Source organism: Rhizobium album (assembly GCF_003122325.1).
GTDB lineage: Bacteria > Pseudomonadota > Alphaproteobacteria > Rhizobiales > Rhizobiaceae > Metarhizobium > Metarhizobium album.
In genome coordinates this window covers 560,449-587,416 of the sequence record NZ_QFBC01000002.1, presented here as the reverse complement: position 1 = coordinate 587,416, position 26,968 = coordinate 560,449, and the positions used below count along the sequence as shown (strand labels likewise).

Genomic DNA, 26,968 nt, shown 5'->3' with positions numbered 1-26,968 from the left:
TGGTTTCCTTCTGATCCCGGCGGGCGCTTATTGCAGCGGCTTTTCGTATTTGGTGTCGAGCTTGATCCAGCCGCCGAGGGCGGCGATGCGCTTGATCAGTTCGGACAGGCCTTGCGCGGCAAGGAACAGGAAGCCGAGGACCAGCACCAGCTTGACCGGCCAGCGAATGAGGCCGCCGGCATTCGACGACATCTCCCCTTGTGAAAAGGAGGTGACGAAAACCGGCCAGCAGGCCCAGGCGAGATAGAGGCAGGCGGGCAGGAGGAAGACCACGATGCCGATCATGTCCACCAGCAGCCGGGCGCGCTCGGAGATCGCACCGTAAATCAGGTCGACGCGGACATGCTCATTCATGCGCAGCGTGTAGGATGCGCCCATCAGCACGATGAAGGCGAACATATACCACTGGATTTCCAGCCAGGCGTTGGAACTGTAGCTGAAGGTGTAGCGGATGATGGCGTTGGCTGCGCTGACGAGACAGCAGAACAGGACGGCATATTCGCAGAGATAACCCATTGCCTTGTTGAATGCGTCGATGCCGCTGCTGATCTTGAGCAGTACCGTCATCTTGTCCTCCTTCCCCATTTTCATGCCTGCGGTGGGACGGACCGGCGGCATTTTTTATGTGATGCCAAAGCGCTTTGGCATCACGATCTCCTCCTCTCAATGCATAGAGGAAAAACGAAGCCTCGCGCAACACGCCTTTTGGCGGAGATCGGTGGCTGCGCCGCTCCGGCCGGCCAGCCGGAAACGGCCCCAAATATCGAAAAACAGGCGGAGGTATCGTTTCAGCCCGAAATCAAATCTTAAAACGTTTCGCCTATGGTCCGCGGCGCGCATAGGGAACTCATGATGAAGACTCGAAGCCCGAACGGCGTTCCGACAGAGGTGTATCTGTCGTTCGTCGCTTCTTTGTTCGGCAACCGCAAGACCTTGTTTACCGGCATGATCGTTCATGTCGTGACCTATGCTGCCGTCTACGCAAAAAGCGGCGATGCCTTCTACATCTACCTCACCGCGGTCTTCGCCTGCGTCTGCCTGTTCCGCATCTACTGGTTCGGCCGTTTCGACCGCACCGACAAGAACACGCTCGGCCGCAGCGATATCGCAGAATGGGAACTCCGCTACCTCTATGGCGGCGTGGCCACCACCGCCATTCTCGGCATCGGCAGCGGTTATTCGATCTATTTCCTGCGCGATTCATTCTGCGAGCTTGCCTGCATCTCGGTTACCCTGGCCTCGATGGTCTCGGTCGTCGGGCGCAATTACGGGTCCAGCAAGGCGGTCAACCTGCAGACGCTGAGCGCCTGCGTGCCGATCATGATCGGTTTCCTGCTGGTCGGCGATCCGTTCATGGCCGTGCTGGCGGTGCTGCTCGTTCCCTTCCTGCTGACGACGCGGATGATGGCGAACGGCGTGCGCGAATTCCTCTACAATTACGTCATCGCCTCGCGCGAGGTGTCGCTGATCGCCGACCGGTTCGATACGGCGCTGAACAACATGCCGCACGGCCTGTTCATGGTCGACGGCAACAACCGCATCCAGGTGGCCAACCGCAAGGCCTGTGAACTGCTGCATCTCGGCAACCAGGCGAGCCTGAAAGACTGCGATCTCGACGTCGTGCTGCGTTACGGTTCGCGGCAAAGTTTTGTCGACGGCTCGCTGCCGTCATTGATCCAGCGCCAGCTGACGCAACTGACGGACGGCTCCTTGTCCCGCACGCTGGTGGAGTTCTCCGACAACCTGTTCCTGGAGTTCACGGCAAGCCGCCGGCCGGATGGCGTCGTCGTGCTGATCTTCGAGGATGTGACGCCGCGCATTCGCGCCGAGCGGCGCATCCTGCACATGGTGCGCTACGATCCGCTGACGGGCCTTCCCAACCGCGAATTCTTCGTGGAAAGCGTGCAGGACTGGTTCAGGCGGCACGATGGCGGCGGCAAGGTCGGCTTCCTGATCCTCGACGTCGACGAATTCAAGCATGTCAACGACATGAAGGGCCATGTCACCGGCGACCGCCTGCTCTGCCGCGTCGCCGACGAGTTGCAGCGCATTGTCGGCGACGCGACGATCGTCGGCCGCTTGATGGGCGACCAGTTCGTGCTGTTCTTCCCCGACGAGGGCGGGGTCGATCTCGATGCCCGCATCCGGGAGACGCATGAGGCGATCTGCGGTTTCTACGAAGTCGACGGCACGACCTTCCGCGTATCCTTCAGCGCCGGTTACGTCATCCTCGGCAGCGACGAGTTCCGTCAGGAGGAATGGCAGATCAAGGTGGACCTGGCGCTCTTCGAGGCCAAGTCGCGCGCCAAGGGAAGCTGCGTCGCCTTCGAGCAGGAAATGGATGCCCGTTACGTCGAGCGCCAGAAGCTCAAGGTCGATCTCGGAGAGGCCGTCGAGCAGGGTGGCCTGCACGTGGTCTACCAGCCGATGTACAAGCCGAACGGCACCCGCATCGAATGCTGCGAAGCGCTGGTTCGCTGGGTGCATCCCGAGCGCGGCTCCATTCCGCCGAATGTCTTCATCCAGATTGCCGAGGAAATGGGGATCGTCTCCGAGATCACCCGCTTCGTCCTGCAGCAGGCTTGCGCCGACTGTGCCTCGTGGCCCGGCGACATCGGCGTCTCCGTCAACCTGTCGGTCCAGGATCTGCGCAACGAGAACATCCTGGACGTGGTATCGGATGCTCTGGGCGAGGCAGGTCTGCCGGCCTCGCGGCTGCATCTCGAAGTCACCGAAGGCTCGCTGCTGGCCGAGATGGGTGTTGCGCGCAGCATCCTCACGCATTTGCGCAGCCGTGGCGTCACTATTGCCATCGACGATTTCGGCACCGGTTTTTCAAGCCTCAGCTATCTCGATAACCTGCCTGTGGACGTCATCAAGATCGACAGGTCCTTCGTGCGCAACATCAGCGAGGAGGCGCGGGGTTTCAGGCTGCTGCGCGGCATCGTCCACCTGTCACGCGAACTCGACCTGCGCATCGTCGTCGAGGGCGTCGAGACCGAGGAGCAGTTGATGCTGTTGAACAAGTATCAGTGCGCCGATCTCATCCAGGGATACGTCTTCTCGGTTCCGTTGCCCTCCAAGAGCCTGCTCGGGCTGATGGAAGCCCTGGCGAGCAAGTCTGCCGCCATGCTGCGCCAGAAGAAAATGGTCTGAAATTCCCATCTTCATCGGCCGTTTCGTTAACGGCCCCAGCGCGTTAACCATATTGGTTAAGTGGTTGTTAACCTTAATAAATGGTATTTAGTTCAAATTGCAGATACACGTTGTGTCCTGCAGCCTCCCCGTATCATTAAGTGTTTGTTAACGCTGACGGGGATGTATGATGAGCCAAGCGATCGAGACTGGAGTAGAGCCTTCCGGCGGTTTCAACGGCAAACTGATGCGGCTTCTCGACGGGGTCGAATATCGCCGGGTCGAAACCTCCGAGGATATGGAGGATATCGCCCGCATCCGTTACAAGGCCTACAAGATGGCCGACATTCTGCCGCTCAAGGGATCGACGCTGATCGACGACATCGATTTCGATCCCAATGCCTTTGTTTTCGGGGTCTATTATCAGGAACGGCTGATCAGTACCGTGCGGGTGCATCACGTGACGCCGGAGCATCGCGTCAGTTCCTCCGGCAGCGTCTTCCCGGATGAGATCGACGGCTTTCTCGATGCCGGCATGTCGCTGATCGATCCGGTGCGTTTTGCCGCCGATCCCCAGGTGATGCGGGAGATGCCGGCCATCCCTTACCTGACGCTGCGCATCGCCACCATGGCTTCCGACTATTTCGGCACGGATCGGGTGCTGCAGCTCGTCAGCCCGCAGCATGCGGCATTCTATCGCCGCGTCTTCCAGGCCGACGTGCTCGTCGAGCCGCAGAAGAACAGGGGCAAATACAACATCGAGCTCACCCTGATGGCGACGCGCGTCAAGGAGGTGTTGCCGAAACTCTATGTGCGCTATCCGTTCTTCAAATCGGAAGCCTTCGAAAGGCGCATGATGTTTTCCCGCGTTTCCGACACCGGCATCACCCCGCTCACCATCCTGCCGACAGCCCGGTTCGTCACCGCGCATTAACTTTGAGGCGATGGAACGAAAGCGTTGGTCGCGCGTTTACCGCGAGTGATATTATAGCCATTTCCGGAGGAAAATATGGAAGACGCACAGGTCGGGTGGATCGCGGCAATCATCATCGGCGGCATTGCAGGCTGGCTTGCAGAAAAATTCATGAACAGCAACATGGGCTTGTTGATGAATATCCTGCTCGGCATCGTCGGAGCGATCATCGCCAACGCCTTGCTGTCGGTTTTCGGCATCGCGCTCGGCGGCTGGCTGGGCTACCTGATTGCCGGTTTTATCGGCGCCTGCATCCTGATCGCGCTCGGACGGGTGATCCGACGATAGCGGCACGATTTTCCAGATTCTGAACTTGCAAACAGGGCCGGTTTCTTTGGAACCGGCCCTGCTGCGTCATCATCTCCATTGCGCTTTTCCACCGTGTTGTGTAGGGCTGCATTGGACGTGTGTTCGTCGTGGAATGCGCGATCCGAAAGATTCGGCAGGGTGCCGCCGCGGGTCGACGGGGATCCGGCGCACCGGTGGCAGGGAGATTGATTTATGAGCGAGCATCACAACGGTCCGGTAGAAACCGGTGCGCCGATGAACTATCCGGAACACGAGAAGACCTACACGATGTTCATCAACGGTGCGAAGTACGGCACCATGATCATCGTCGTCCTGCTGATCGCCATGGCCGCTGGCTTCTTCACCACGGCCGGCTTCCTCGGCAGCGTGATTCTCTTCATCCTTCTGAACATCGCTGGTTTTTTCTTGCTCCGTTAATTCGCGGGCACGGAAGCAGCTTTGACGAATAGGGCGCGGACGGGGAGACCCGGCCGCGCAATCCCGTTGTCATCGACAGGCGTGAACGGAAGCCGGCAAGATCGTCTGGAAGGCTGGCGGTTTCGTGACGCTGGCATTGGTCTCGCGACGTCGAAGCGTCGGCAATATACGACCTACGTCCCCGCCAATCTTTCAAGATGCGCAAGGATGCCGTAGTGCTTTGAAAGCTGCATAATTCCTGGAATCGATTCCAATTTCAGGAATTATGCAGTCATGCAGATTTTCAGGTGCCGCTGCCGCGCGTGCGCGCCAGGCCATCCTTGGCCGGCGTGTATTTCGGGTCGAGCCGCAATGCGTGCGAATAGGATTTCGCCGCCTTGGCCTTGTCGCCGCGACGCTCGTAGACGAGAGCCTGGTTGGCCCAGGATTCGGCGACGTTTCCGTTCAACTCGATGGCGTGGTTGAAATCGGCGAAGGCATTGTCGTCGTCGTTCAGAGCCAGATAGGAGATGCCGCGGCCGTTATAGGGTTCGGGCGAGTTGGACGACAGCGAGATCGCCTTGGCGAAGTCGTCGATCGCCTTTTCGTGCTGGCCGCGCTTCTGCAGGATCAGGCCGCGATTGTGATAGGCGCGGCCGTCCGTCGTGTCGAGCTGGATGGCACGGTTGAAATCGTTGAACGCCTCGTCCATGCGGCCGGCCTGGCGGTAAAGATTGCCGCGGCCGATATAGGCGACGTCATAATTGGCGTTGATCTGCAGCGCGGCGTTGTAATCCGCCGCAGCTTCGCCGAGCTTGCCCATGTTGCGATAGACCAGCGCGCGGTTGGCGTAGGCCTGGTAGAAGCGCGGGTTGATCTGGATGGCGCGGTTGAAGTCATCGAGGGCCCGGCTGAACTGCCCGGCGCGGCCATAGGCCGATCCGCGGACGTTGTAGCCTTCCGGATCGTTCGGATTGCTGTTGATGACGCCGGACAGGGAAGCGATATTTTCTTCCGACCCCTGTTCCCTCTCGACCTTGATCATGTCGTCGGTCGACGCCGTCTGGCAGCCGGTGAGGGCGCAGGCGGAAAACAACATCATCGCGGCAGCGGAAACGTAGCCGCTGATGGAAAAACGCACCGGGCTCGCCGTCGTGAAAGAAGCAGGTTTGATGGTCATCTCAGCCAATCGTCAGTCTCGCATCGCAATCGGCCGTCAAACGCCTTGCCGATTACCGTCCCCGCGAGAGAACCAAAAAAAGCGGCGGCGAACACATCGCCCCCGCCAGACATGCAATTGGATTACGTCGAAATGACGACGGTTCACCGAGCCGAGGGGCGGCCGCTGACAAGGCCTTCGCGGATGGCGCGTTTGCGCGCCAGCTTGCGAACGCGGCTCAGGGCTTCAGCCTTTTCACGTACACGCTTTTCGGAGGGTTTCTCGAAGTGGTCCCGCATTCTCATTTCGCGGAAAATGCCTTCGCGCTGCATTTTCTTTTTCAGGACGCGGAGCGCCTGATCGACATTGTTATCGCGGACAAGTACCTGCACGTGAAATCCCGTTCCTTCGATCTGGTGGTGTCGGAGCGCAGAAAACGCCAGACAAAAAAATCGTGTTCGCGCAGGCAGAACCTGGCGATTTTGCGATGCAGCTAACAGATCGTGGCCGAAAAGTCCAGAGAGTATGTTGTTTCTCCCAGGATAAAATCCTATTCCTGAGGGCAGGCAAGGCCGCGTGTCGAAAGCCGTGCTTGAATGCGTCGCAAAAGAGCCGTTGTGTCGGCATTGGATTTGCGATTTCTTGTTTCGACCAGTTCAGGCCTGATCCACAGGAGTAAGACGCGAATGCGCAAATATTCGGTTTTTGCCGTCGTCCGCGAGGCGATGCGCGGACATAAGGGCTGGGAGGCGCAATGGGCCTCGCCCGAGCCGCGCAAGGAATACGACGCCATCATCGTCGGCGGCGGCGGGCACGGCCTGGGTGCTGCCTATTATCTGGCCAAGGAGCACGGCATCACCAATGTCGCGGTTCTGGAAAAGGGCTGGATCGGCGGCGGCAACACCGGTCGCAATACGACGATCATCCGTTCGAACTATCTCTACGAAGAGAGCATGGACATCTACGAACATGCCCTCAAGCTGTGGGAAGGCCTGAGCCAGGACCTCAACTACAACGTCATGTATTCGCCGCGCGGCGTGATGATGCTGTCGCACAACATCCACGACCAGCAGTCCTTCAAGCGCCACGTCCACGCCAACCGTCTTTACGGCATCGACAACGAATGGCTGACGCCGGAGCAGGCCAAGGCCTATTGCCCGCCGCTCGACATCGCCAAGACCGCCCGCTACCCGATCAACGGTGCGGCCCTGCAGCGCCGCGGCGGCACCGCCCGCCATGACGCGGTCGCCTGGGGTTATGCCCGCGGCGCTTCCGATCGCGGCGTGCACATCATCCAGAATTGTGAAGTCACCGCCATTCGCCGCGGCCCTGACGGCGTCGTCATCGGCGTCGATACCAACCGCGGTTTCATCGGCGCCAAGAAGATCGGCGTTTCGGCCGCCGGCCACACCTCTGTCATCATGAACATGGCGGATGTGCGGGTACCGCTGCAATCGAGCCCGCTGCAGGCGCTGGTTTCCGAGCCGCTGAAGCCGATCTTCCCCTGCGTCGTCATGTCGAACACCGTGCATGCCTATATTTCGCAGTCCGACAAGGGTGAACTCGTCATCGGCGCCGGCACCGACCAGTATAATTCCTACTCGCAGACCGGCGGCATCCAGATCATCGAGCACACGCTCGATGCCATCTGCGAGCTCTTCCCGATGTTCCGACGCGTCAAGATGATGCGCCAGTGGGGCGGCATCGTCGACAACACGCCGGATCGTTCGGCGATCCAGGGCGTCACGCCGGTTCCGGGCCTGTTCGTCAATTGCGGCTGGGGCACCGGCGGCTTCAAGGCGACGCCGGGTTCGGCGCATCTTTTCGCGCATCTGATCGCCCGCGGCGAGCCGCATCGGCTGGCAGCCGGCCTGACGCTCGATCGTTTCCGCACCGGCCGCCTGATCGACGAGGCGGCAGCAGCGGCGGTCGCGCATTGATGATGGCCTCGCTCCTGCCGATCGCCGCCCTGTCGGTTCTGCCGGCAAGTCCCGTGGGAGACTATCTCCCGGGCGTGGGCGATTTTCGGGCGCAGGAGATCAAGAAGGTCCAGAGCGAGAAGGACTGGCCGTTTACCGCTGATGGCGGCCTGCTGATGTGCGCCTATGTGCTCAAGGAGCCGACGGTCTATTTCGTGCCGGATCATCCGGAAAGCGAGACGCCCAGGCCCTACCACATCAGCTACGACGTGGCGGCGATGGCCTTCGTCAATATCGGCCAGACCGATGTGCTCAGGCCCTACGACTCGCTCGAGCAATTGCTGGACAGGATGACGCCCTATGTCGCGCTGGGGCGGCGCCTGTGTGAACAACCCGCCGGGACGGTGATCCCGGACACCGAACTTTAGAGACAGGTCAGGACGATGCTTCTCATCTATTGCCCCTATTGCGAAGAAGAGCGCTCCGAGCTCGAATTCCGCGGCGCCGGCGACGCTCATATCGCCCGGTCGACCAACATCGCCGCGATCTCCGACGAGGAGTTCGAGGCCTATTTTTTCCTGCGCGAGAACCCGAAGGGGATGATTTTCGAGCGCTGGCGCCACATCCATGGCTGCGGCCGCTTTTTCAATGCGGCGCGCGACACGGTCAGCGATCGTTTCGTGAAGACCTACAAGGCCGGCGAGCCGAAGCCGGATCTGCATCCGGCGCCGGCGACCGCCGCCACCGTCGAAACCTACGAGGCCCTGGAAGGAGACGCCCAATGAGCGGCGCCAATCGTATCGCCGGCAAGGGTCGGCTGACGCCTGCCCGGACCGCCCGTTTTACCTTCGACGGCAAGAGCTACACGGCGCTGCAGGGCGATACCGTCGCCTCGGCGCTCTTGGCCAATGGCGTGCACCTGCTCGGCCGTTCGTTCAAGTATCACCGCCCGCGCGGCATCCTGTCGGCCGGGCCGGAGGAGCCGAACGCGCTGCTCGACGTCTCGCGCGATTCCGCCCGCCGCCAGCCGAACGTGCGTGCCACGGTGCAGGAAGTCTTCGACGGCATGAAGGTCGAATCCCAGAACCGCTGGCCGTCGCTCGCCTTCGATGTCGGCGCGGTCAACGACCTGATGTCGCCGTTCTTTGCCGCTGGCTTCTACTACAAGACCTTCATGTGGCCGAAGAAGGCCTGGCACGGCATCTATGAGCCCTTCATCCGCCGGGCCGCCGGCCTCGGCGTTGCGCCGACGGAAGCGGACCCGGATCATTATGCCAGCCGTTATGCCCATTGCGACGTGCTGGTGGTCGGCGCCGGCGTCGCCGGCCTTGCCGCAGCGCTTGCCGCCGCCGAAGCCGGTGCCCGCGTCATTCTTGTCGACGAGCAGCCGGAAGTCGGCGGTGCGCTGCACTTCGACAGCGGCCTGACGGTCAACGGCCAGCCGGGTTACGACTGGGCGCAGGCGACGGCTGCGCGTCTTGCCGCCATGCCGAACGTGCAGGTACTGACCCGCACCACGGCCTTCGGTTATTACAACCACAATTTCGTGGCACTGGCCGAGCGCGTAACCGACCATATCGCCCAGCCGGACAAGAAGCTGCCGCGCGAGCGGCTGTGGCAGGTCCGTGCCAAGCGGGTGGTGCTGGCGACCGGCGCCATCGAGCGCCACATGGTCTTCCCGAAGAACGACCGCCCGGGCATCATGCTTGCTTCGGCCGGCCGCACCTTCCTCAACCACTTCGGCGTCGCCGTCGGTGCCAAGGTCGGGGTCTATACCGCCCATGATTCGGCTTATGAAGCCGCTTTCGATCTCAAGCGGGCCGGTGTCGCCGTCGCTGCTATCGTCGACTCGCGGCAAAATCCGGGTGCAGAGGTGCTGGCGGAAGCCCGCAGGCTCGGCATCGAGGTGCTGAGCGGCCATTCCGTCATCAACACCGCCGGCCGGCTGCGCATCTCGTCCATGACCGTTGCTCGCAACGGCGGTGGCGCCGCGCAGAAGATCGTCGTCGATGCGCTCCTGGTTTCCGCCGGCTGGACGCCTTCGGTGCATCTGTTCTCGCAGTCACGCGGCAAGCTTTCCTTCGAAGGGGAAAAGCAGCGGTTCCTGCCGGGCACCTATGCCCAGGACAGCCTCTCCGTCGGCGCCTGCAACGGGACCGACCAGCTGCAGGCCGCCATCGAAGAAGCGCTGGCAGCCGGCGAGTTGATGGCGCGGGCCACCGGCGCTGCCGGCGGCAATGCCGTGTCGCTCTCCGGCGAAGCCGCCTTCGAATGGACCGGCGGCATGATCGGCGCCTCGGAAGGGGCAGGGCCGGATACCACGGTCAAGGCTTTCATCGACTTCCAGCACGACGTCTGCGCCAAGGACATTCGTCTGGCGGTGCGCGAAGGCATGCACTCGATCGAGCACATCAAGCGCTTCACCACCAACGGCATGGCGTCCGACCAGGGCAAGCTGTCGAACATGCACGGACTGGCGATCGCGGCCGAAGCGCTCGACCGCCCGATCCCGCAGGTCGGCCTCACCACGTTCCGCCAGCCCTATACGCCGGTCACTTTCGGCACGATCATCAGCCATTCGCGCGGCTCGCTCTTCGATCCCGCCCGCAAGACGCCGATGCATGGCTGGGAAGAGGCGCACGGCGCCGAATTCGAGGATGTCGGCAACTGGAAGCGCGCCTGGTTCTACCCGAAGGCCGGCGAAAACATGCATGAGGCGGTCAATCGCGAGTGCAGGACGGTGCGCACCACCGCCGGCCTGTTCGACGCCTCGACGCTCGGCAAGATCGAGGTCGTCGGCCCGGATGCGGCGACTTTCCTCAACCTGCTCTACACCAACGCGTGGGATACGCTGAAGCCCGGCCGTTGCCGCTACGGCATCATGACCCGTGAAGACGGTTATGTGTACGACGACGGCGTCGTCGGCCGCCTTGCCGAAGATCGCTTCCACGTCACCACCACCACGGGCGGTGCGCCGCGCGTGCTGCATCATATGGAAGACTACCTGCAGACGGAATTCCCGCATCTGAAGGTCTGGCTCACTTCGACCACCGAACAGTGGGCGGTCATTGCCGTCCAGGGTCCGAAGGCGCGCGAGATCATCGCGCCACTGGTCGAAGGTATCGACCTGTCGCCGGATGCCTTCCCGCACATGAGCGTTGCGGAAGGCAAGATCTGCGGCGTGCCGACACGGCTGTTCCGCGTTTCCTTCACCGGCGAGCTCGGCTTCGAAGTCAACGTGCCGGCCGATTACGGCCAGGCCGTCTGGGAGGCGATCTGGGCGCAGGCCGAACCGCTGGGCTCCTGCGCCTACGGCACGGAAACCATGCACGTGCTGCGCGCCGAAAAGGGTTACATCATCGTCGGCCAGGATACGGACGGCACGGTAACCCCCGATGATGCCGGCGTCGCCTGGGCTGTCTCCAAGAAAAAGGCCGATTTCGTCGGCATCCGCGGCCTCAAGCGTCCGGACCTGATGCGGGAAGGCCGCAAGCAGCTCGTCGGCCTGCTCACCAAGGATCCGTCCGTGGTGCTGGAAGAGGGCGCGCAGATCGTCGCCGATCCGAACCAGCCGAAGCCGATGACCATGCTCGGCCACGTCACCTCGTCCTACTGGTCGGAGAATTGCGGCCGTTCCATCGCCTTCGCGCTCGTCGCCGGCGGTCGCGCCCGCGTCGGCCAGACGCTGTACATCCCGATGCCGGACCGCACCATCGCCGCGGAGGTGACCGACACCGTGTTCTTTGACAAGGAAGGAGCCCGTATCAATGGCTGACCTGACGCAAGCTGTCCGCCGCGCGCCCCTCACGGGTCTGCATGGCGGCTCCTCCACGGTGCGCCTGACGCCCGCCGCCCCGGCAAGCCACATTTCACTGCGGGCCGGCCCGGATGCCGTCTTTGCCCTGTCCGGCGCGCTCGGCCTCGATTTGCCGACCCGCCCGAAGGGCTCCGCCTCTGCCAACGGCCGCACCGCCATCTGGCTCGGGCCGGACGAGTGGCTGGTGATCGACGAGAACGGCGCGGACCTCGTTGCCATCGCCGGCTCGTCCGGCGCGCTGCATGCGGCAACCGATGTCTCCCACCGCAACACCGCGATCATCGTCGCCGGCCCCGGCGCCGCGTCGGCGATCAATGCCGGCTGCCCGCAGGACCTGTCGCTTGCCGTCTTCCCGGTCGGCGCCGGCTCGCGTACCATCCTCGGCAAGGCCGAGATCGTGCTGCTGCGCCTCGCCGAGGACACGTTCCGCGTCGAATGCTGGCGGTCGTTTTCGACCTATGTTTTCGGCATGCTGACGGAGGGTGCGGAAGACGCCAGCGCTTGAGAGGTTCAAGTTCGGCCAGGGAGTTTTCTGTTCTGCTGAAGCGATGTAAGTCGCTTCAGCATTCCACGAGATCGAGATAGCCCGTACGGGCTATCTCTTGATCGCTTTATCCCGGGAAAGCAGGGTAAGATTGCGCACCCGTGCCGTGGCGATCAGATAGCAGTCCCCCGGATCTCTGTGGCCGGTGTCATCGACCACATTTGCTGCTTCCAGTGCTATACGTTGATTGATCGAAACGATTTTCGCCTCGGTCGCCCTTCTTGCCTGAGCGAACCATTTCGAGACCGTCGGATCACCCAGTTGGGGTGCATTGTTTGGTTTCTTGAGAGCCAGGGACAGCTCCCAGGCGCTGATGGGGGAGAGATACAGAGTGCGGGCAAGCTGGCTTTCACCGATGGCAAGCAACACATTTTCTGACAATGTCTCTAACCCGCTGACCAGCCAATAAAGAGCATGCGTATCAAGCAGGACGCCGGCCAAGTCAGGTCGCCTTTATTTCCGCTTTTCTTGAAGCGTCTGCGAGGCAATCGGTTTTGTCAGGTCGATGGTTTTGCTGATCGGCAATTCCTTGTCCTTGAGCGCACCAGCGCCTCGAACGATAAAGACCTGCCCGGTTTTGCGGTCGCGCACAGTTACGCGGACTTGTTTTACAGACTTGCTCATCACCTCAATATAGCGCTTTTCTCTCACCGAAGCGAGTTGCCTTTCACACATTCTCCGGCCGGTCCTTCGGGTCGAACTGCACCAGCGTCAGCCAGTTTGCCGTCAGCGCTGGCTTACGTTCCTTCTCGATCTCGACGGTCACGTCGTAGGTGATCATCAGCAGGCCGGCGCCGCGGAAGCGGGCTTCCGCCAGCGAAAAATGTCCGCGCACCCGTGCACCACAGCGGACGGGCGACATGAAGCGCACCTTGTCGAAACCGTAATTGATGCCCATCGTCTGTTCGCGGATTTTTGGCGCACCTTCGTAGCTCATGGTGGACAGCAGCGACAGCGTCAGGAAGCCGTGGGCGATGGTGCCGCCGAAGGGGGTTTCGGCACGGGCCCGTTCGGTATCGACATGAATGAACTGGAAGTCACCGGTCGCCTCGGCGAAGATATCGATCTTTTCCTGGTCGACGGTGATCCAGGAGGACACGCCCAATTCCTTGCCGACCAGGCCGTAGATCTCACACAGCGATATTTCCTGAGGCATAATCGATTTCCGTTCTGGCGGCTTTGGGGCGTTGACAGGGGGAGGCTAACTCTCGACGCAGAAGGTCACTGAGCGGGGCGCGGCCTCGACGTCGGCGATATGGGTCGCAAGACCCGGAGACAGAACCTGCCAGCCGCCTTCGGTGACCGGCAGACGGAATGTCTGCGGTTCGCGATCACGATTGATGAGGATGGCAAGGCGGCAGGGTTGGCCGGTTTCGGCGTCCGGCGTGCGGATCACCATGGTGAGCGTTTTGCCCTGCGCGTTTTCCCAGTCGCCGACCGTCATCGGCGTGCCGTCTTGCGTCAGCCATTCGACATCGCCATCCACGCCGGAGAAGAAACCGGTCGTCCGCAGCGCGGTAAAACGGTTCCGCAATCCTGCCAGGAAAGCCGTATGGTCGATCAGCGTGCCGTCAAGCGTTTTCCAGTCGATCCAGGTGATCTCGTTGTCCTGGCAATAGGCGTTGTTGTTGCCCCGCTGGCTGCGGCCGCCTTCATCGCCGGCGGTCAGCATGATGCTGCCGCGGCTGGCAAACAGCGTGCCGAGCAGGGCCGTCACGTCCTGCCGGCGACGGTCGAGCACCGTCCAGTCGCCCGTGGCGCCTTCCGCGCCGTTGTTCCAGGAGAAATTCTCGTTATGGCCGTCGCGGTTGTCTTCGCCATTGGCCTCGTTGTGCTTGTGGGCATGGGAAACGAGGTCCATGAGGGTGAAGCCGTCATGGGCGGCGAGGAAATTGACGCTGCGGCTGCTCGTGCCGCCGTCGCGGGAGAAGGTATCGGAGGAGCCGGCAAGCACCGTCGCCAGTGCGCCCGTCGTGCCGTCGTCGCCGCGCCAGTAGCGCCTGACGTCATCGCGGGCACGGTCGTTCCATTCCAGGAAGGGCGCCGGGAAGTTGCCGAGCTGGTAGCCGCCGGGACCGATGTCCCAGGGTTCGGCGATCATCACGCGGTCTGCCAGGATCTTGTCGGTGAGGATGGCTTCCAGCGTCCGGCTGTTGCTGTCGAAGCCCGCACCCGTGCGGCCGAGGATCGGCGCGAGGTCGAAGCGGAAGCCATCGACACCGGCGTTCAGTACGAAATGGCGCAGGCTGTCGATGATCAGGCGGTGGATGTAGGGATGATCGCAAGCAACGGTGTTGCCCGTGCCGGTGTCGTTGACCAATTGCCCCGCATGCCGCGGGTCGTGGCGATAGAAGGCGAGGCTGTCGATGCCGCGCAGCGACAGCGTCGTGCCGAAACGGTCGCTCTCGCCGGTGTGGTTGAAGACGAGGTCGAGGATGGTGCCGATGCCTTCCCGTCGCAACGCCGCAACCGTGTCTGCCAGTTCGCGCATGCCGCCCGGTACGAGACGCGGATCGAGTGCCATGAAGGCGACGGGATTGTAACCCCAGCCATTGTGAAGGCCGAGCGGCGGTAGGTGCCGCTCGTCGATCCAGGCGGTGATCGGCATCAGTTCGACGGCATCGACACTGATACGCTTCAGGTGGTCGATGACGGCGGGATGGGCGAGGGCTGCCACCGTGCCGCGTTGCGCTGCGGGAACGTCGGGGTGCAGCATCGTGAAAGGCCGCACGGCGATTTCGTAGATCAGGCCGCCATGCAGGAAAAGCGGCGGCTGGTGGGCGACGGCGGTGTCGCGCCGCACGATGGCCTTCGGCATCAGTTCGGCGGTATCCACGTCGTAGGTGCCGAGCCGCGGATCGTGGCGGAAGGCGCGGTCGAGTTCGGTCGCGTAAGGATCGACCAGAAGTTTCGAAGGGTCGAACCATAGCCCGTTGTCGGGATCGTAGAGCCCGTCGGCGCGGTAGCCGTACCGCGCGCCTTCCTTCAGCCCGTCGATGAAAAGGCGGTGCATGTCACCGTCGCGTTCCATCGGCAGGCGGCAGAATTGCTTCTCGCCTTCGTATAGGCAAAGGTCGATATGCGTGGCGTGGCTGGACCACACGGCGAATTCGACGCCCGTTTCAAAAAGAATGGCACCGCCCTGGCGAGAGAGGCAGTCCTGCATGGGGTCCCCGTTCAGGTGATGACACTCGGCGTATCACGTCCAGTGCGGCTGCGGATGACGGCGATGGTTTCGGCGACGGCGATCAGGTCGGCGAGCGCTTCCTGCGTCTCCAGTCCGTGGCGATTCGGATCGGGTTCGTAACGTTCGATATACACACGCAAGGTTGCGCCGGACGTACCCGTTCCCGAAAGGCGGAAGACGACGCGCGATCCGCCTTCGAACAGGATGCGGATGCCCTGGTTCTTGCTGACCGACTTGTCGACCGGGTCGTGATAGGCAAAATCGTCTGCAGTCGCGACGGTGAGATTGCCGAATTGGGTGCCGGGCAGGCTGTCGAGTTTTCCACGCAACGCCTCGACGAGACCGTTGGCGGCATCGGTATCGACGCCTTCGTAGTCATGGCGCGAATAATAATTGCGGCCGTAGGCGGCCCAGTGCTGATGAACGATGTCGGCGACGCTCTCGCCACGCACGGCGAGAATGTTCAGCCAGAGAAGCACGGCCCACAATCCATCCTTTTCGCGCACATGGTTGGAGCCGGTGCCGGCGCTCTCCTCGCCGCAGATGGTGGCAAGGCCGGCATCCAGCAGGTTGCCGAAGAACTTCCAGCCGGTCGGCGTTTCGTAGCTGCCGATGCCGAGCTTTTCGGCGACGCGATCGGAAGCGCCGCTGGTCGGCATCGAGCGGGCGATGCCGGCAATGCCGGCCGAATAACCGGGCGCCAGGTTGGCATTGGCGGCAAGGATCGCCAGGCTGTCGGACGGGGTGACGAAGATTCCCTTGCCGATGATCAGGTTGCGGTCACCGTCGCCGTCGGAGGCGGCGCCGAAGTCCGGCGCATCCTCGCCCATCATCTCGTCGTAGAGCTCCTTGGCGTGGACGAGGTTGGGATCGGGATGGTGGCCGCCGAAATCCGGCAGCGGCATGAAGTTGCGCACCGAACCGTTGGGCGCGCCCAGGCGGATTTCGAGGATCTCCTTGGCATAGGGGCCGGTCACCGCGCTCATGGCGTCGAAGCAGATGCGGAAGCCGAGGCTGATCATGTTGCGGATGGCGCCGAAGTCGAACAGCTCCTCCATCAGCGCCGCGTAATCCTCCACCGGATCGATGACCGAAACGATCATGCCGGCGATGGTCTGCTTGCCGATGACATCGAGGTTGATGTCGGCGAAATCGGCGATCTTGTAGCTGTCGATCACCTTGGTGCGGGCAAAGATCGCGTCGGTGATCTTTTCCGGCGCCGGGCCGCCATTGCCGATATTGTACTTGATGCCGAAATCTTCGGTCGGGCCGCCGGGATTGTGGCTGGCCGACAAGATGATGCCGCCGAAGGCCTTGTACTTGCGGATGATGTGCGACGCGGCGGGCGTCGAGAGAATGCCGCCCTTGCCGACCATGACCTTGCCGAAGCCATTGGCGGCGGCCATCTTGATCGCCTTCTGGATGACTTCACGGTTGTAGTAGCGACCGTCGCCGCCGATCACCAGCGTCTTGCCGGCAAAACCTTCCAGCGAATCGAAGATCGACTGGATGAAGTTCTCGGCATAGTCCTGCTGCTGGAACACCGGCACTTTCTTGCGAAGGCCCGATGTACCGGGTTTCTGGTCCGGATACGGCTTCGTGGGGACGGTTTTGTTCATGTGGCTATATGCCTTTCGCAACGAGACTGGAATAAAGCGCGGCATATCGCTCGGCGCTCTTCTCCCAGGAGACTTCCGATTTCATGCCTTGCTTTTGCAATTGGGTCCAGAGCTTTTGATCGTAATACAGCCGGAAGGCGCGGCGCAGCGCCTGACGCAGGCCGGCGACGTCGATCGGCGAGAACTGGATGCCCGTTGCCGCATGGTTGTTGATCGCCGCCTCGTTGGCATCGATGACGGTATCGGCCAGTCCACCGGTGCGGCCGACGATCGGCACGCAGCCGTAGCGCAGGCCGTATAGCTGCGTCAGGCCGCAAGGCTCGAAACGGGACGGAATGAGGATGGCGTCGGCGCCGGCCTGCATCTGGTGCGACAGGGCTTCATTATAGCCGATCGTCATGCCGATCCGGCCCGGATGCCGATAGGTGGCGGCGAGCAGCGATCGTTCGAGATCGGGATCGCCGCTGCCGAGGATGGCGAGCTTGCCGCCTTGCGCCACGATCTCGTCGGCGGCTTCGGCGACGAGGTCCATGCCTTTCTGCCAGGTGAGCCGGCTGACGACGCAGAAGATCGGCCCGTCGTCTTCGGCCAGGCTAAAATGCGAAACGATCGCCCGGCGGTTGACGGCGCGTTTGGCCAGGGTGGTTGCCGTGTAGCCGGCGGCGATCAGCGGGTCGGTTTCCGGATTCCAGATCTGCGTATCGATGCCGTTGACGATGCCGTGCAGGTAATCGGCGCGGGCGGCGATGACGCCTTCGAGCCCCATGCCGAAGTCCGGCGTCAGGATTTCCTCGGCATAGGAGGGGCTGACGGTGGTGATCGCATGCGAGGTCTGCAGGCCGCCCTTCAGGAAGCCGATGTCGCCGTAATATTCGACGCCTTCGATGGAAAAGGCATGCGCCGGCAGATCCAGCTGCCCGAAGATCTCCGGTGAGAACTGGCCCTGGAAGGCGATGTTGTGCACGGTCAGCGCGCTCGGCAGCTCCGGCGAAAAACCGTAACGCATGTAGACCGGCGTCATCGCCGCCTGCCAGTCGTGGACATGCACCAGGTCGGGCTGCCAGCCGGGCAGGGCGCCGCTGGCGATCTCGGCGCCGGCCCTGGAGAGGGCGGCGAAGCGCCGCCAGTTGTCGGGATAGTCGAGGCCGTTGGTGTCGAGATAGGGGCCGCCGGCCCGGTCGAACAGCTCCGGCGCGTCGAGAATAAGCAGGCTCAGCCCTTTGTAGTCCGCTTCCAGCACCCGGGCCCTGACGCCGAGGAGATCGTCGAATTCGGCGCGCAGCACCGTATTGCCGACCGCCGCCATCACCGCCGGATAACCGGGGATCAGCGTCTTCGTCGAAATGCCGCGGGCCTTGAGCGCCAGCGGCAGGGCGCCGGTGACATCGGCGAGCCCCCCGGTCTTGACCAGGGGGTAAATCTCGGAAGCGACGGCCAGGACGTGCATGGGTTACAGGTCCAGCCGGTCGATCATCTGCTGGGTGATCAGGCAGATGCCTTCGTCGGTGCGGCGGAAGCGCTTGACATCGAGTTCCGGATCCTCGCCGACCACCAGCCCTTCCGGGATGGTGACGCCATGATCGATGACGACGTTCTTCAGCTGCGCCCGGCGGCCGATGCGCACGGACGGCAGCACGACGGCATTCTCCAGCCGCGAATAGGAATTCGCCCGCACCCCGGTGAACAGCAGGCTGCGGTTCAGCGAGGCGCCGGAGATGATGCAGTCGCCCGAAACCAGCGAGGAGATCGCCGAACCGCGGCGGTTTTCGTCGTCGTGGACGAATTTCGCCGGCGGGTTGATCTCCGCATAGGTCCAGATCGGCCAGGACTTGTCGTAGAGGTCGAGCTCGGGAACGATGTCGGTCAGGTCGATATTGGCCTGCCAGTAGGCGTCGATGGTGCCGACGTCGCGCCAGTAGGGTTCGCGCTCGAAGTCGGAGCGCACGCAGGACTGGGCGAAGCGGTGGGCGATGGCCTTGCCGTTGTTGACGATGTAGGGAATGATGTCCTTGCCGAAGTCGCGGCTGGAGCTCGGGTCGCCGGCGTCGCGGCGCAGGCAATCCAGCAGGAACTTGGTGTGGAAAACGTAGATGCCCATCGAGGCGAGAGCGAAATCCGGCTTGTCGGGAATGCCCGGCGGATCGGCCGGCTTCTCGACGAAGGCGATGATCTCGTCCTTCTCGTTGACATGCATGACGCCGAAGCCGGTTGCCTCCATGCGCGGCACTTCCAGGCAGCCGATGGTGACGTCGGCGCCGGAATCGACGTGCTGCTGCAGCATCAATTCATAGTCCATTTTATAGATATGGTCGCCGGCGAGGATGACCATGTATTCCGGGCCGTAGGGCTCGATGATGTCGATGTTCTGGTAGACGGCATCGGCGGTGCCTTCATACCATTGCGTTTCGGAAACGCGCTGGCTGGCGGGCAGGATGTCGAAGCTTTCGTTTCGTTCCGGGCGGAAGAAGTTCCAGCCGCGCTGCATGTGGCGGATCAGCGAATGCGCCTTGTATTGCGTCGCGACGCCGATGCGGCGGATACCCGAGTTCAGCGCGTTCGACAGCGCGAAATCGATGATGCGTGCCTTGCCGCCGAAATAGACGGCAGGTTTTGCGCGGCGGTCGGTCAGTTCCTTGAGGCGGCTTCCCCGGCCGCCGGCAAGAACATAAGCCATGGCATCGCGGGCCAGCGGTTGGATCCGTTTTTCCATCATTCTTTACTCCTCCCGACTTTCTTCAGTTTTCCCATTCCAGCATCAATGTCGCGAGCGGTGGCAAGGTTATCATTGCTGTCGTCCCCCCGTTTGCCACCTGCACTGCCTGAACACGTCCGCCATTGCCCTTGCCGCTGCCGCCGTAGATTTCGGCATCGGTATTGAGGATCTCGCGCCAGCGCCCGCCGGCCGGCATCGGGATCGTGAAATTCTCGCGATAGACCGGCGTGAAGTTGCACACCACGACGATCGGCTTTTCGCCCGGCGCCTTGCGCTGCCAGACGAAGACGGAGTTTTCGCTGTCGTCGGCGCTCAGCCACTCGAAGCCTTCGCCCTCGCAGTCGCGCGCATGCAGCGCCGGCTTGGAGCGATAGGTGAAGTTGAGGTCGCGCACCAGCCGGCGCATGCCCTCATGCATCGGATACTGCAGCAGGTTCCAATCGAGCGCCTTTGCTTCGCTCCATTCGCTCCACTGCGCAAATTCCTGGCCCATGAACAACAGCTTCTTGCCGGGATATCCCCACATCATGCCGTAATAGGCGCGCAGGTTGGCGAACTTCTGCCAGTCGTCGCCCGACATCTTGGCGATCAGCGATCCCTTGCCGTGCACCACTTCATCATGGGAAAGCGGCAGCACGAAATTTTCCGAGAAGGCGTAGAGCAGCCCGAAGGTGATCTCCTGGTGGTGATGCTTGCGGTGCACCGGCTCGCGCGACATGTAGCTCAGCGTGTCGTGCATGAAGCCCATGTTCCACTTGAAGCCGAAACCGAGCCCGCCCTCGTGCACCGGATGCGACACTTTCGGCCAGGACGTCGATTCCTCCGCCACCATCATCGTGCCCGGATGGCTGCCGTAGACATGCTTGTTGACCGATTGCAGGAAACGCACGGCGTCGAGGTTTTCCCGGCCGCCATATTCGTTCGGCACCCATTCGCCGTGCTTGCGGGAATAGTCGAGATAGAGCATCGAGGCGACGGCATCGACGCGCAGCCCGTCGAGATGGAATTTCTCCGTCCAGTAGAGGGCATTGTTGACGAGGTAGGACAAGACCTCCTGGCGACCGAAATTGTAGATCGCCGTGTTCCAGTCGGGGTGGAAACCCTGGCGCGGGTCTTCGTGCTCGTAAAGTGCTGTGCCGTCGAACCAGGCCAGGCCGTGCTCGTCGGTCGGGAAATGCGCCGGCACCCAGTCGAGGATGACACCGACGCCGACCTTGTGGCAGCCGTTGACGAAGCGGGCAAACCCTTCCGGTTCGCCGAAACGTGCAGTCGGCGCGTAAAGCCCGGTCGTCTGGTATCCCCAGGAAGGATCGTAGGGATGTTCGGTGATGGGCAGGAATTCGATATGGGTGAAGCCCATGTCGGTGCAATAGGGGATGAGCCGGGTTGCCAGCTCGTCCCAGGAGAGCATCGTGCCGTCGTCCTTGCGTTGCCAGGAGCCGGCATGCACCTCGTAGATCGAGATCGGCTGGCGGCGGTGGTCGACGGTTGCCCAGTGCTTGCGGTGCGCCTCGTCGTCCCATTCCTGCACCAGTTCGGCGGTGGTCATCGAGGCGTTTTTCGGGCGCAGTTCGGCACGACGGGCAAAGGGATCGGCCTTCAGCGGCAACGGCACGCCGTTCTGCGCCATGATCTCGAACTTGTAGGTCTGGCCGGCAACAACGTCCGGGGCGAAAATCTCCCAGATGCCGGTGTCGGCCCTCAGCCGCATCACGTGCCGGCGGCCGTCCCAGTTGTTGAAGTCGCCGACAATGGAAACCCGTCTGGCATTCGGCGCCCAGACGGCGAAATGGAAGCCGTTGACGCCTTCATGCTTCAGCGGATGGGCGCCCATCTTGTCGAAGAGTCTGAGGTGCGAGCCTTCGCGGATGTAATAATCGTCCATCGGCCCGAGCACCGGGCCGAAGCTGTAGGGATCGGTGATCATCCACTCCGCATCGCCGCGCCGGGCGCGGTAGCGAAGCGGCTGCAGTTTCGAAAGCTGGATGGGGCCGGCAAAAAAGCCGGCCGGGTCGAGGCTGGTCAGTTCACCGACCACCGTTCCGTCGAGCGCCACAGCCGTGACGGTTTCGGCGCCCGGGATGAAACAGCGCGCCGCGTAGCCGTCCGCCACGCGGTGAACGCCGAGAATGGCAAAGGGATCGGTATGGGTACCGGTGATGATGGCCGCGATGTCGTCGGCGGACACCTCCACCGACTGAACCTCCCCGGGGAGGCGTTTCGACGGCTTTTTCATCCGGCTCTCCAGATCTCTTTCGCATATTGCCGGATCGAACGATCCGACGAGAACCAGCCCATGCGCGCGGTGTTGCGGATGGTCTTGGAATACCAGCGTTCCGGCTCGCTCCAGATTGCATCCACCTCGCGCTGGGCACGGGTGTAGGAATCGAAGTCGGCGGCGACCATGAACCAGTCATGGGTGTAGATGCCGTCCACCAGCCCGGCGAAGCGATTGCGATCGTCCGGCGAAAAGACGCCGGAGGCGATGGCGGCCAGCGCCTGCGACAACTCACGCGAATTCTCGATGGTGGCGCGCGGGTTCGGCGTTTCCGAACGGACCCTTGCGACCTCGTCGGCGGTCATGCCGAAGATGACGATGTTGTCGGCGCCGACATGGTCGCGCATCTCGACATTGGCGCCGTCGAGTGTGCCGATGGTCAGCGCGCCGTTGAGGGCGAACTTCATGTTGCCGGTGCCGGACGCTTCCATACCGGCCGTGGAGATCTGCTCCGAAAGATCGGCCGCCGGCACCATGATTTCCGCCAGGGAGACGTTGTAGTTGGGAATGAAGACCACCTTCAGCAGGCCACGCACCGCGGGATCGTTGTTGATGACGCGGGCTACGTCGTTGGCCAGCTTGATGATCAGCTTGGCGTTGTGATAGCTCGGCGCCGCCTTACCGGCGAAGAGTTTAACGCGCGGCACCCAATCCAGTTCCGGCCGCGAACGAATCTGGTCGTAAAGCGCCACCGCCTCGATGATGTTGAGCAACTGCCGCTTGTATTCGTGGATGCGCTTGATCTGGATGTCGAACATTGCCGACGGATCGAGCCGGATGCCCATGCGTTGCGCCACGAGATTGGACAGCACCTGCTTGTTGGCGCGCTTGATCGCCGCAAATTTTGCCCGGAAATCGGCGTTGTCGGCGTAGGCGTCGAGGGCCTTTAGCGCCTCGGCGTCGTCCATGAAGGCATCGCCGATGGTTTCGCGCAGCAGGCCGGTCAGGCCCGGATTGCACTGCATCAGCCAGCGCCGCGGCGTGATGCCGTTGGTCTTGTTGTTGATGCGCGTCGGATAGAGCTTGTGGAGATCGGCGAAGACCGTCTCCTTCATCAGTTCGGTATGCAGCGCCGAGACGCCGTTGATCGAATGCGAACCGGTGAAGGCGAGGTTGCCCATGCGCACCCGGCGGTCGCCGTTTTCGTCGATCAGCGAGATCGAGCGGATTTCGGCGTCGTTCATCATCTTCGACTTGCGGGCGTCGACAAGAATCTTGGCGTTGATCGCATAGACGATCTGCATGTGGCGCGGCAGAAGCCGCTCGAACAGCGGCACCGGCCAGCTTTCCAGCGCTTCCGGCAGGAGCGTGTGGTTGGTATAGCTGAAGGTGCGCCAGGTGATGTCCCAGGCCTGCTCGAAATCCAGGTTGTGGACGTCGATCAGCAGGCGCATCAGCTCGGCGATCGAGACGGCCGGATGGGTGTCGTTGAGCTGGATCGACACCTTGTCCGGCAGCGAGGTGAAGTCTTCGTACTGCTGCAGGTGGCGGCGCAGGATGTCCTGCAGCGAGGCCGAGCAGAAGAAGAATTCCTGGCGCAGCCGCAGTTCCTGGCCGGCAGGCGTCGCATCGGCCGGATAGAGCACCCGGGCCAGGGCTTCCGCCTTGTTGCTCTCGCGCAGCGCGCCGATATGGTCGCCCGCGTTGAAGGCGTCGAGCAGGATCGGGTCGATCGGCTGCGCGGTCCACAGGCGCAGCGTGTTCACCCGCTTGGCGCGCCATCCGACGACGGGCGTGTCGTAGGCCATGGCGATGACGCGTTCGGCGGGCTTCCAGACGTAACGCGGGGTGTCGTCGTAACCGCCGACCGTTTCCACCGCGCCGCCGAAGCCGATTTCATAGGAGCTTTCGCGGCGTTCGAATTCCCAAGGGTTACCGTGGGCGAGCCAGGTTTCCGGCAGTTCCACCTGCCAGCCGTCGGCCATCTGCTGGCGGAACAGGCCGTGCATGTAGCGGATGCCGTAGCCATAGGCGGGAATGTCGACTGTCGCCATCGATTCCATGAAGCAGGCGGCGAGACGCCCGAGACCGCCGTTGCCGAGCGCCGCATCCGGCTCCAGCCCGGCGATGACGTCGAATTCGACGCCGAGCGAGGTCAGCGCGTCGCGGATTTCCGACATCAGGCCCAGGTTGTTGATGGCGTCGCGCATCAGGCGGCCGATCAGGAATTCCAGCGATAGATAATACACCCGCTTGGCGTTGGTCTTGTAGACCTGCTTGGTGGAGGCCATCCACTTGTCGATGATGCGGTCACGGATGACCAGGATCGTCGCCGTCAGCCAGTCGTGCGGCTTGGCCACCTGGGCATCCTTGCCGATCCTGTAGGTCAGGCGCTCGATAATTTCTTCCGCGAGAACCTCCGGTTGGGAACTGCGCGGGGCGGGAAGGGGGAGGTCTGCCTTGGGGAGATTGTTCATTATGTGGCTCTGTAGGTTTGGATAGTGGTTTGGCAACCGAACGACCAACACAAATCAACTCGCGTGCGGCATCATACGGTCAGTTTATGCACCGATATCATGCACTTGCAACAGAGATTTAAGCGCTGTGAAAAATCATCGGCGGTTGTGCTCCGCAAATGAAAAGGACTTGCGTTTGCCGGAATTTGCGTGTCTGTTCGATGGCCGCGAAACATGAAAAACCCGCCTCCGGCTATTGCGGAAGCGGGTGATTTGTAGCGTTTAGATAAAGGGCCGCGACGTCAGTTGGTCAGGCGTGTCGACAGCTGCGATGCCTTTTCACCGATGGATTTGAAGGCGGCCACAAGCTCGGACATGTTGTCGGCGGCGAAATAGTGGCTTGTGTCGGTGGCGCAATATTGCAGCAGCTGCTGGCCGCGCGACGGCGCCATGAAGGCGACGGTGTAGATCTGGATCTTGGCGGTGCGGGCGGCGTCACACGTGGCCTTTGTCGAGACGTCGTCGCCCGTGTAGTTGTTGTCGCCATCCGTCATGAAGACGATGTATTTGGTCGGAACCTGGCCGTTCTTGCTCTTGTGCTCTTCCTCTTCCTTGTAGCCACCGGATTTCTTCACCTTCATGAGGCTGTCGTAGGCGGTCTGCATGCCTTTCGCGGATGCGGTGCCGCCGAGCGCCTGCAGGGCATCGACATAGGTCGACGTTGCCGCCTTGTCCCAGGAAAGGCTTGTCGCGGCCTGCGTATCGAGATCATAGGAAATAGCGCCGATGCGGACGTAGTCGCCCTTCGGGTCAGCTGTGGTCAACTGCGTCATCAGGCTGCCGACGGCCGTCTTCAGGGCGTTGATCTTCGAGATGTAGCAGGGGCTGGATGCCGCCAGATTGGGGTAATATTTCCAGTTGCTTTCCGTGTAGTTCGGGCAGGACGTGGCGGTCTTGCTCTCGGTATCGGTCTTCCATGCCATCGAGCCGGACTTGTCGAGCACCAGGTACATCGACAAGGCGTTCTTGCTCTCGGTCTGGCTCTCGGAAACGCTCTTCACCGAGACATCCATCGACTTGAAGCCGACAACGTTGCTGAAGCCGGAGAAGGGGACCGTATAGGCTGCCTTGATTTCCACCTTGAAGTTCTTGCCCGCGCCGCCGACCGGCGTTTCGGTGATCTCGACGACCGGATCCGTCGTGAAGGGGCTGTCTTTCGGCACGCCCTTCTCGCTGTCGGGGGTGCTGCCCTCGTTGGCCATCTGGCCGGTCAGGAACTGGATGGCAAGCTGGCGGGCTTCATTTTCGGTGATGCCCTTTTCGGCAAGGGCCGAAGCCGCCGCAAGCGCTGCGGAATCGGCCGCGTCCTGCAACCGGTTTTTTTCCTGCAGCAGATTCGATGTGTCTATCGCCAGCCCGACGAAGCCGAGCAGGACAGGAATGATCAGGGCTGTGGTGATGGCGAAGTTACCGCCCTTGTCCCGCAGCAGATGCCTTAATTTTGCTTCACGACCCAGGAGACCACTCATGACGCATATCCAGTGATTTTTTATCGCTGGACAAGCTTTAGCGCGTTCTCCTTGATGGACGATTGATGAAACGCCTACAATTTTATCGAAGGCGCATGTTTTGTGACAGCGACCGTCAACCGACGGGGACGACATCCACCGCCTGGATGGTCTGCTGCTTGCCGTAACTCTTGAGAACGCCGATCACCGGCGCGACATCGGAATAGTCGCGGCCGTAGGCGACGACGATGTGGTCGGTGCCGGCGGCAATGTTGTTCGTCGGGTCGAGTTCGATCCAACCCATGGCATCGCCGCACCAGACGCGAACCCAGGCATGCATGGCGTCCGCGCCCTCCAGCCGCTCCTTGCCGGGCGGCGGAATCGTGCGCAGGTAGCCGCTGACATAACCGGCGGGGATGCCGAGGCTGCGCAGCGCCGAGATCATGATATGGCTGAAATCCTGGCAGACGCCGCGCTTCAGCAGGAAGGCCTGCTTCGGTGTCGTATCCACCGTCGTCGCTTCCGGATCATAGGTGAAATCCTTGTGGACGCGGGCGCACAAGGCTGTCGCGATCTGGCACACCGTGCGGTCTTCGCCGGCCATGCCGCGCGCATAATCGGCGATAATGGGCTCCTGCGGGATGCGCGGGCTGGTGCCGAAGAAGTGGTGCGGCGAGCCGGGATCGAGCGACCAGCAGTCCGCCAATTCATCGGGCAGTTTGGCCAGCAGCGGCGACAGGTCGGCGGCGATGGGCTGTGCCTCCACCTGCACGCGGGCCTTCATGCGGATATCGAGCCGCTCGTGCGAGGCGCGCACGAACACCGACGAGGCCGGATGCTGGAAGAAATCGGTGAAGGTGGAGCGTTCCCCGGGCGTCGGGCTGACCGTCAACGAACCGGCGACCAGCCTTTGCCGGTCGGGCAGCGACAGTGGCAGCACGCGGATGATGTGCCGCGCATTCGTGGCCGGGGCGTCGTAGAGGTAACCCATGTGCAGGGACAGGTCGTAAAGCAT

At 62.2% G+C, this 26,968-nt stretch carries 23 protein-coding genes; 9 read left to right on the top strand and 14 right to left on the bottom strand.

Annotated features, from left to right (window positions below; translation table 11 throughout):
- Nucleotides 1-27 precede the first annotated feature (27 nt).
- Complete coding sequence (locus DEM27_RS07035; protein WP_109457708.1) at nt 28-567, bottom strand: TRAP transporter small permease subunit; 540 nt, start codon at nt 565-567, stop codon at nt 28-30.
- 285 nt (nt 568-852) lie between these two features.
- Between DEM27_RS07035 and DEM27_RS07030 the strand changes: the two genes are divergently transcribed.
- The 4 genes from DEM27_RS07030 (at nt 853) to DEM27_RS07015 (ending at nt 4,834) form a co-directional block, all read left to right on the top strand.
- On the top strand, nt 853-3,156 hold the full coding sequence (locus DEM27_RS07030; RefSeq protein WP_109457707.1) for a putative bifunctional diguanylate cyclase/phosphodiesterase: 2,304 nt from the start codon (nt 853-855) through the stop codon (nt 3,154-3,156).
- A gap of 166 nt (nt 3,157-3,322) precedes the next feature.
- Nucleotides 3,323-4,069, top strand: coding sequence for an N-acyl amino acid synthase FeeM domain-containing protein (locus tag DEM27_RS07025; RefSeq protein ID WP_420028801.1), 747 nt, complete (start codon nt 3,323-3,325; stop codon nt 4,067-4,069).
- A 75-nt stretch (nt 4,070-4,144) separates the two neighbouring features.
- A complete protein-coding gene (locus tag DEM27_RS07020; protein ID WP_109457481.1) occupies nt 4,145-4,396 on the top strand; it encodes a GlsB/YeaQ/YmgE family stress response membrane protein in 252 nt (83 codons plus the stop codon).
- A gap of 213 nt (nt 4,397-4,609) precedes the next feature.
- A complete protein-coding gene (locus DEM27_RS07015) occupies nt 4,610-4,834 on the top strand; it encodes an aa3-type cytochrome c oxidase subunit IV (protein WP_109457480.1) in 225 nt (74 codons plus the stop codon).
- Between the two features lie 283 nt (nt 4,835-5,117).
- On the opposite strand, the gene DEM27_RS07010 is transcribed toward DEM27_RS07015, so the two are convergent.
- Complete coding sequence (locus DEM27_RS07010; protein ID WP_245445724.1) at nt 5,118-5,915, bottom strand: tetratricopeptide repeat protein; 798 nt, start codon at nt 5,913-5,915, stop codon at nt 5,118-5,120.
- A gap of 221 nt (nt 5,916-6,136) precedes the next feature.
- Nucleotides 6,137-6,364 (bottom strand): 30S ribosomal protein S21, encoded by a 228-nt coding sequence (gene rpsU, locus DEM27_RS07005; protein ID WP_109457478.1) that lies wholly within the window; start codon nt 6,362-6,364, stop codon nt 6,137-6,139.
- A 294-nt stretch (nt 6,365-6,658) separates the two neighbouring features.
- Between rpsU and DEM27_RS07000 the strand changes: the two genes are divergently transcribed.
- Genes DEM27_RS07000 through DEM27_RS06980 form a run of 5 tightly spaced genes read left to right on the top strand, consistent with a single transcriptional unit; the run spans nt 6,659 to nt 12,213 of the window.
- A complete protein-coding gene (locus tag DEM27_RS07000; RefSeq protein WP_109457477.1) occupies nt 6,659-7,912 on the top strand; it encodes a sarcosine oxidase subunit beta family protein in 1,254 nt (417 codons plus the stop codon).
- Entirely contained in the window at nt 7,912-8,319 is a 408-nt protein-coding gene (locus tag DEM27_RS06995; RefSeq protein WP_109457476.1) for a hypothetical protein, read from the top strand. Before DEM27_RS07000 ends, DEM27_RS06995 begins: the two co-directional genes overlap by 1 nt.
- 15 nt (nt 8,320-8,334) lie before the next feature.
- Complete coding sequence (locus DEM27_RS06990) at nt 8,335-8,676, top strand: sarcosine oxidase subunit delta (protein ID WP_109457475.1); 342 nt, start codon at nt 8,335-8,337, stop codon at nt 8,674-8,676.
- The gene (locus tag DEM27_RS06985; protein ID WP_109457474.1) at nt 8,673-11,666 is read left to right on the top strand and encodes a sarcosine oxidase subunit alpha; all 2,994 of its coding nucleotides are present in this window, start codon (nt 8,673-8,675) and stop codon (nt 11,664-11,666) included. Before DEM27_RS06990 ends, DEM27_RS06985 begins: the two co-directional genes overlap by 4 nt.
- A complete protein-coding gene (locus DEM27_RS06980) occupies nt 11,659-12,213 on the top strand; it encodes a sarcosine oxidase subunit gamma (RefSeq protein WP_109457473.1) in 555 nt (184 codons plus the stop codon). The genes DEM27_RS06985 and DEM27_RS06980 overlap by 8 nt, the downstream gene beginning before the upstream one ends.
- Before the next feature lie 90 nt (nt 12,214-12,303).
- Here the strand turns inward: DEM27_RS06980 and DEM27_RS06975 are convergent, their stop codons facing one another.
- The 11 genes from DEM27_RS06975 to DEM27_RS06930 form a co-directional block, all read right to left on the bottom strand.
- Nucleotides 12,304-12,693, bottom strand: a complete 390-nt coding sequence (locus tag DEM27_RS06975; protein WP_109457472.1) for a type II toxin-antitoxin system VapC family toxin — start codon at nt 12,691-12,693, stop codon at nt 12,304-12,306.
- A 12-nt stretch (nt 12,694-12,705) separates the two neighbouring features.
- Nucleotides 12,706-12,927 carry a hypothetical protein gene (locus DEM27_RS33510; protein ID WP_128755458.1) on the bottom strand — a complete coding sequence of 74 codons (222 nt, stop codon included), beginning with the start codon at nt 12,925-12,927 and terminating at the stop codon, nt 12,706-12,708.
- Nucleotides 12,920-13,408: a MaoC family dehydratase gene (locus DEM27_RS06970; protein WP_109457471.1), complete on the bottom strand. Its 489-nt coding sequence runs from the start codon at nt 13,406-13,408 to the stop codon at nt 12,920-12,922. Before DEM27_RS06970 ends, DEM27_RS33510 begins: the two co-directional genes overlap by 8 nt.
- A gap of 45 nt (nt 13,409-13,453) precedes the next feature.
- On the bottom strand, nt 13,454-15,418 hold the full coding sequence (glgX, locus tag DEM27_RS06965) for a glycogen debranching protein GlgX (protein ID WP_109457470.1): 1,965 nt from the start codon (nt 15,416-15,418) through the stop codon (nt 13,454-13,456).
- Nucleotides 15,419-15,429: 11 nt separating this feature from the next.
- A complete protein-coding gene (locus DEM27_RS06960) occupies nt 15,430-17,058 on the bottom strand; it encodes an alpha-D-glucose phosphate-specific phosphoglucomutase (protein WP_109457469.1) in 1,629 nt (542 codons plus the stop codon).
- 4 nt (nt 17,059-17,062) lie between these two features.
- Nucleotides 17,063-18,505, bottom strand: coding sequence for a glycogen synthase GlgA (gene glgA / locus DEM27_RS06955; RefSeq protein WP_109457468.1), 1,443 nt, complete (start codon nt 18,503-18,505; stop codon nt 17,063-17,065).
- 3 nt (nt 18,506-18,508) lie between these two features.
- On the bottom strand, nt 18,509-19,771 hold the full coding sequence (gene glgC, locus DEM27_RS06950) for a glucose-1-phosphate adenylyltransferase (protein ID WP_109457467.1): 1,263 nt from the start codon (nt 19,769-19,771) through the stop codon (nt 18,509-18,511).
- A gap of 22 nt (nt 19,772-19,793) precedes the next feature.
- The gene (glgB, locus tag DEM27_RS06945; protein WP_109457466.1) at nt 19,794-22,007 is read right to left on the bottom strand and encodes a 1,4-alpha-glucan branching protein GlgB; all 2,214 of its coding nucleotides are present in this window, start codon (nt 22,005-22,007) and stop codon (nt 19,794-19,796) included.
- Complete coding sequence (locus DEM27_RS06940; protein ID WP_109457465.1) at nt 22,004-24,466, bottom strand: glycogen/starch/alpha-glucan phosphorylase; 2,463 nt, start codon at nt 24,464-24,466, stop codon at nt 22,004-22,006. The genes glgB and DEM27_RS06940 overlap by 4 nt, the downstream gene beginning before the upstream one ends.
- Before the next feature lie 281 nt (nt 24,467-24,747).
- A complete protein-coding gene (locus tag DEM27_RS06935; RefSeq protein ID WP_109457464.1) occupies nt 24,748-25,974 on the bottom strand; it encodes a vWA domain-containing protein in 1,227 nt (408 codons plus the stop codon).
- Nucleotides 25,975-26,089: 115 nt separating this feature from the next.
- Nucleotides 26,090-26,968, bottom strand: a complete 879-nt coding sequence (locus DEM27_RS06930) for a transglutaminase family protein (RefSeq protein WP_109457463.1) — start codon at nt 26,966-26,968, stop codon at nt 26,090-26,092.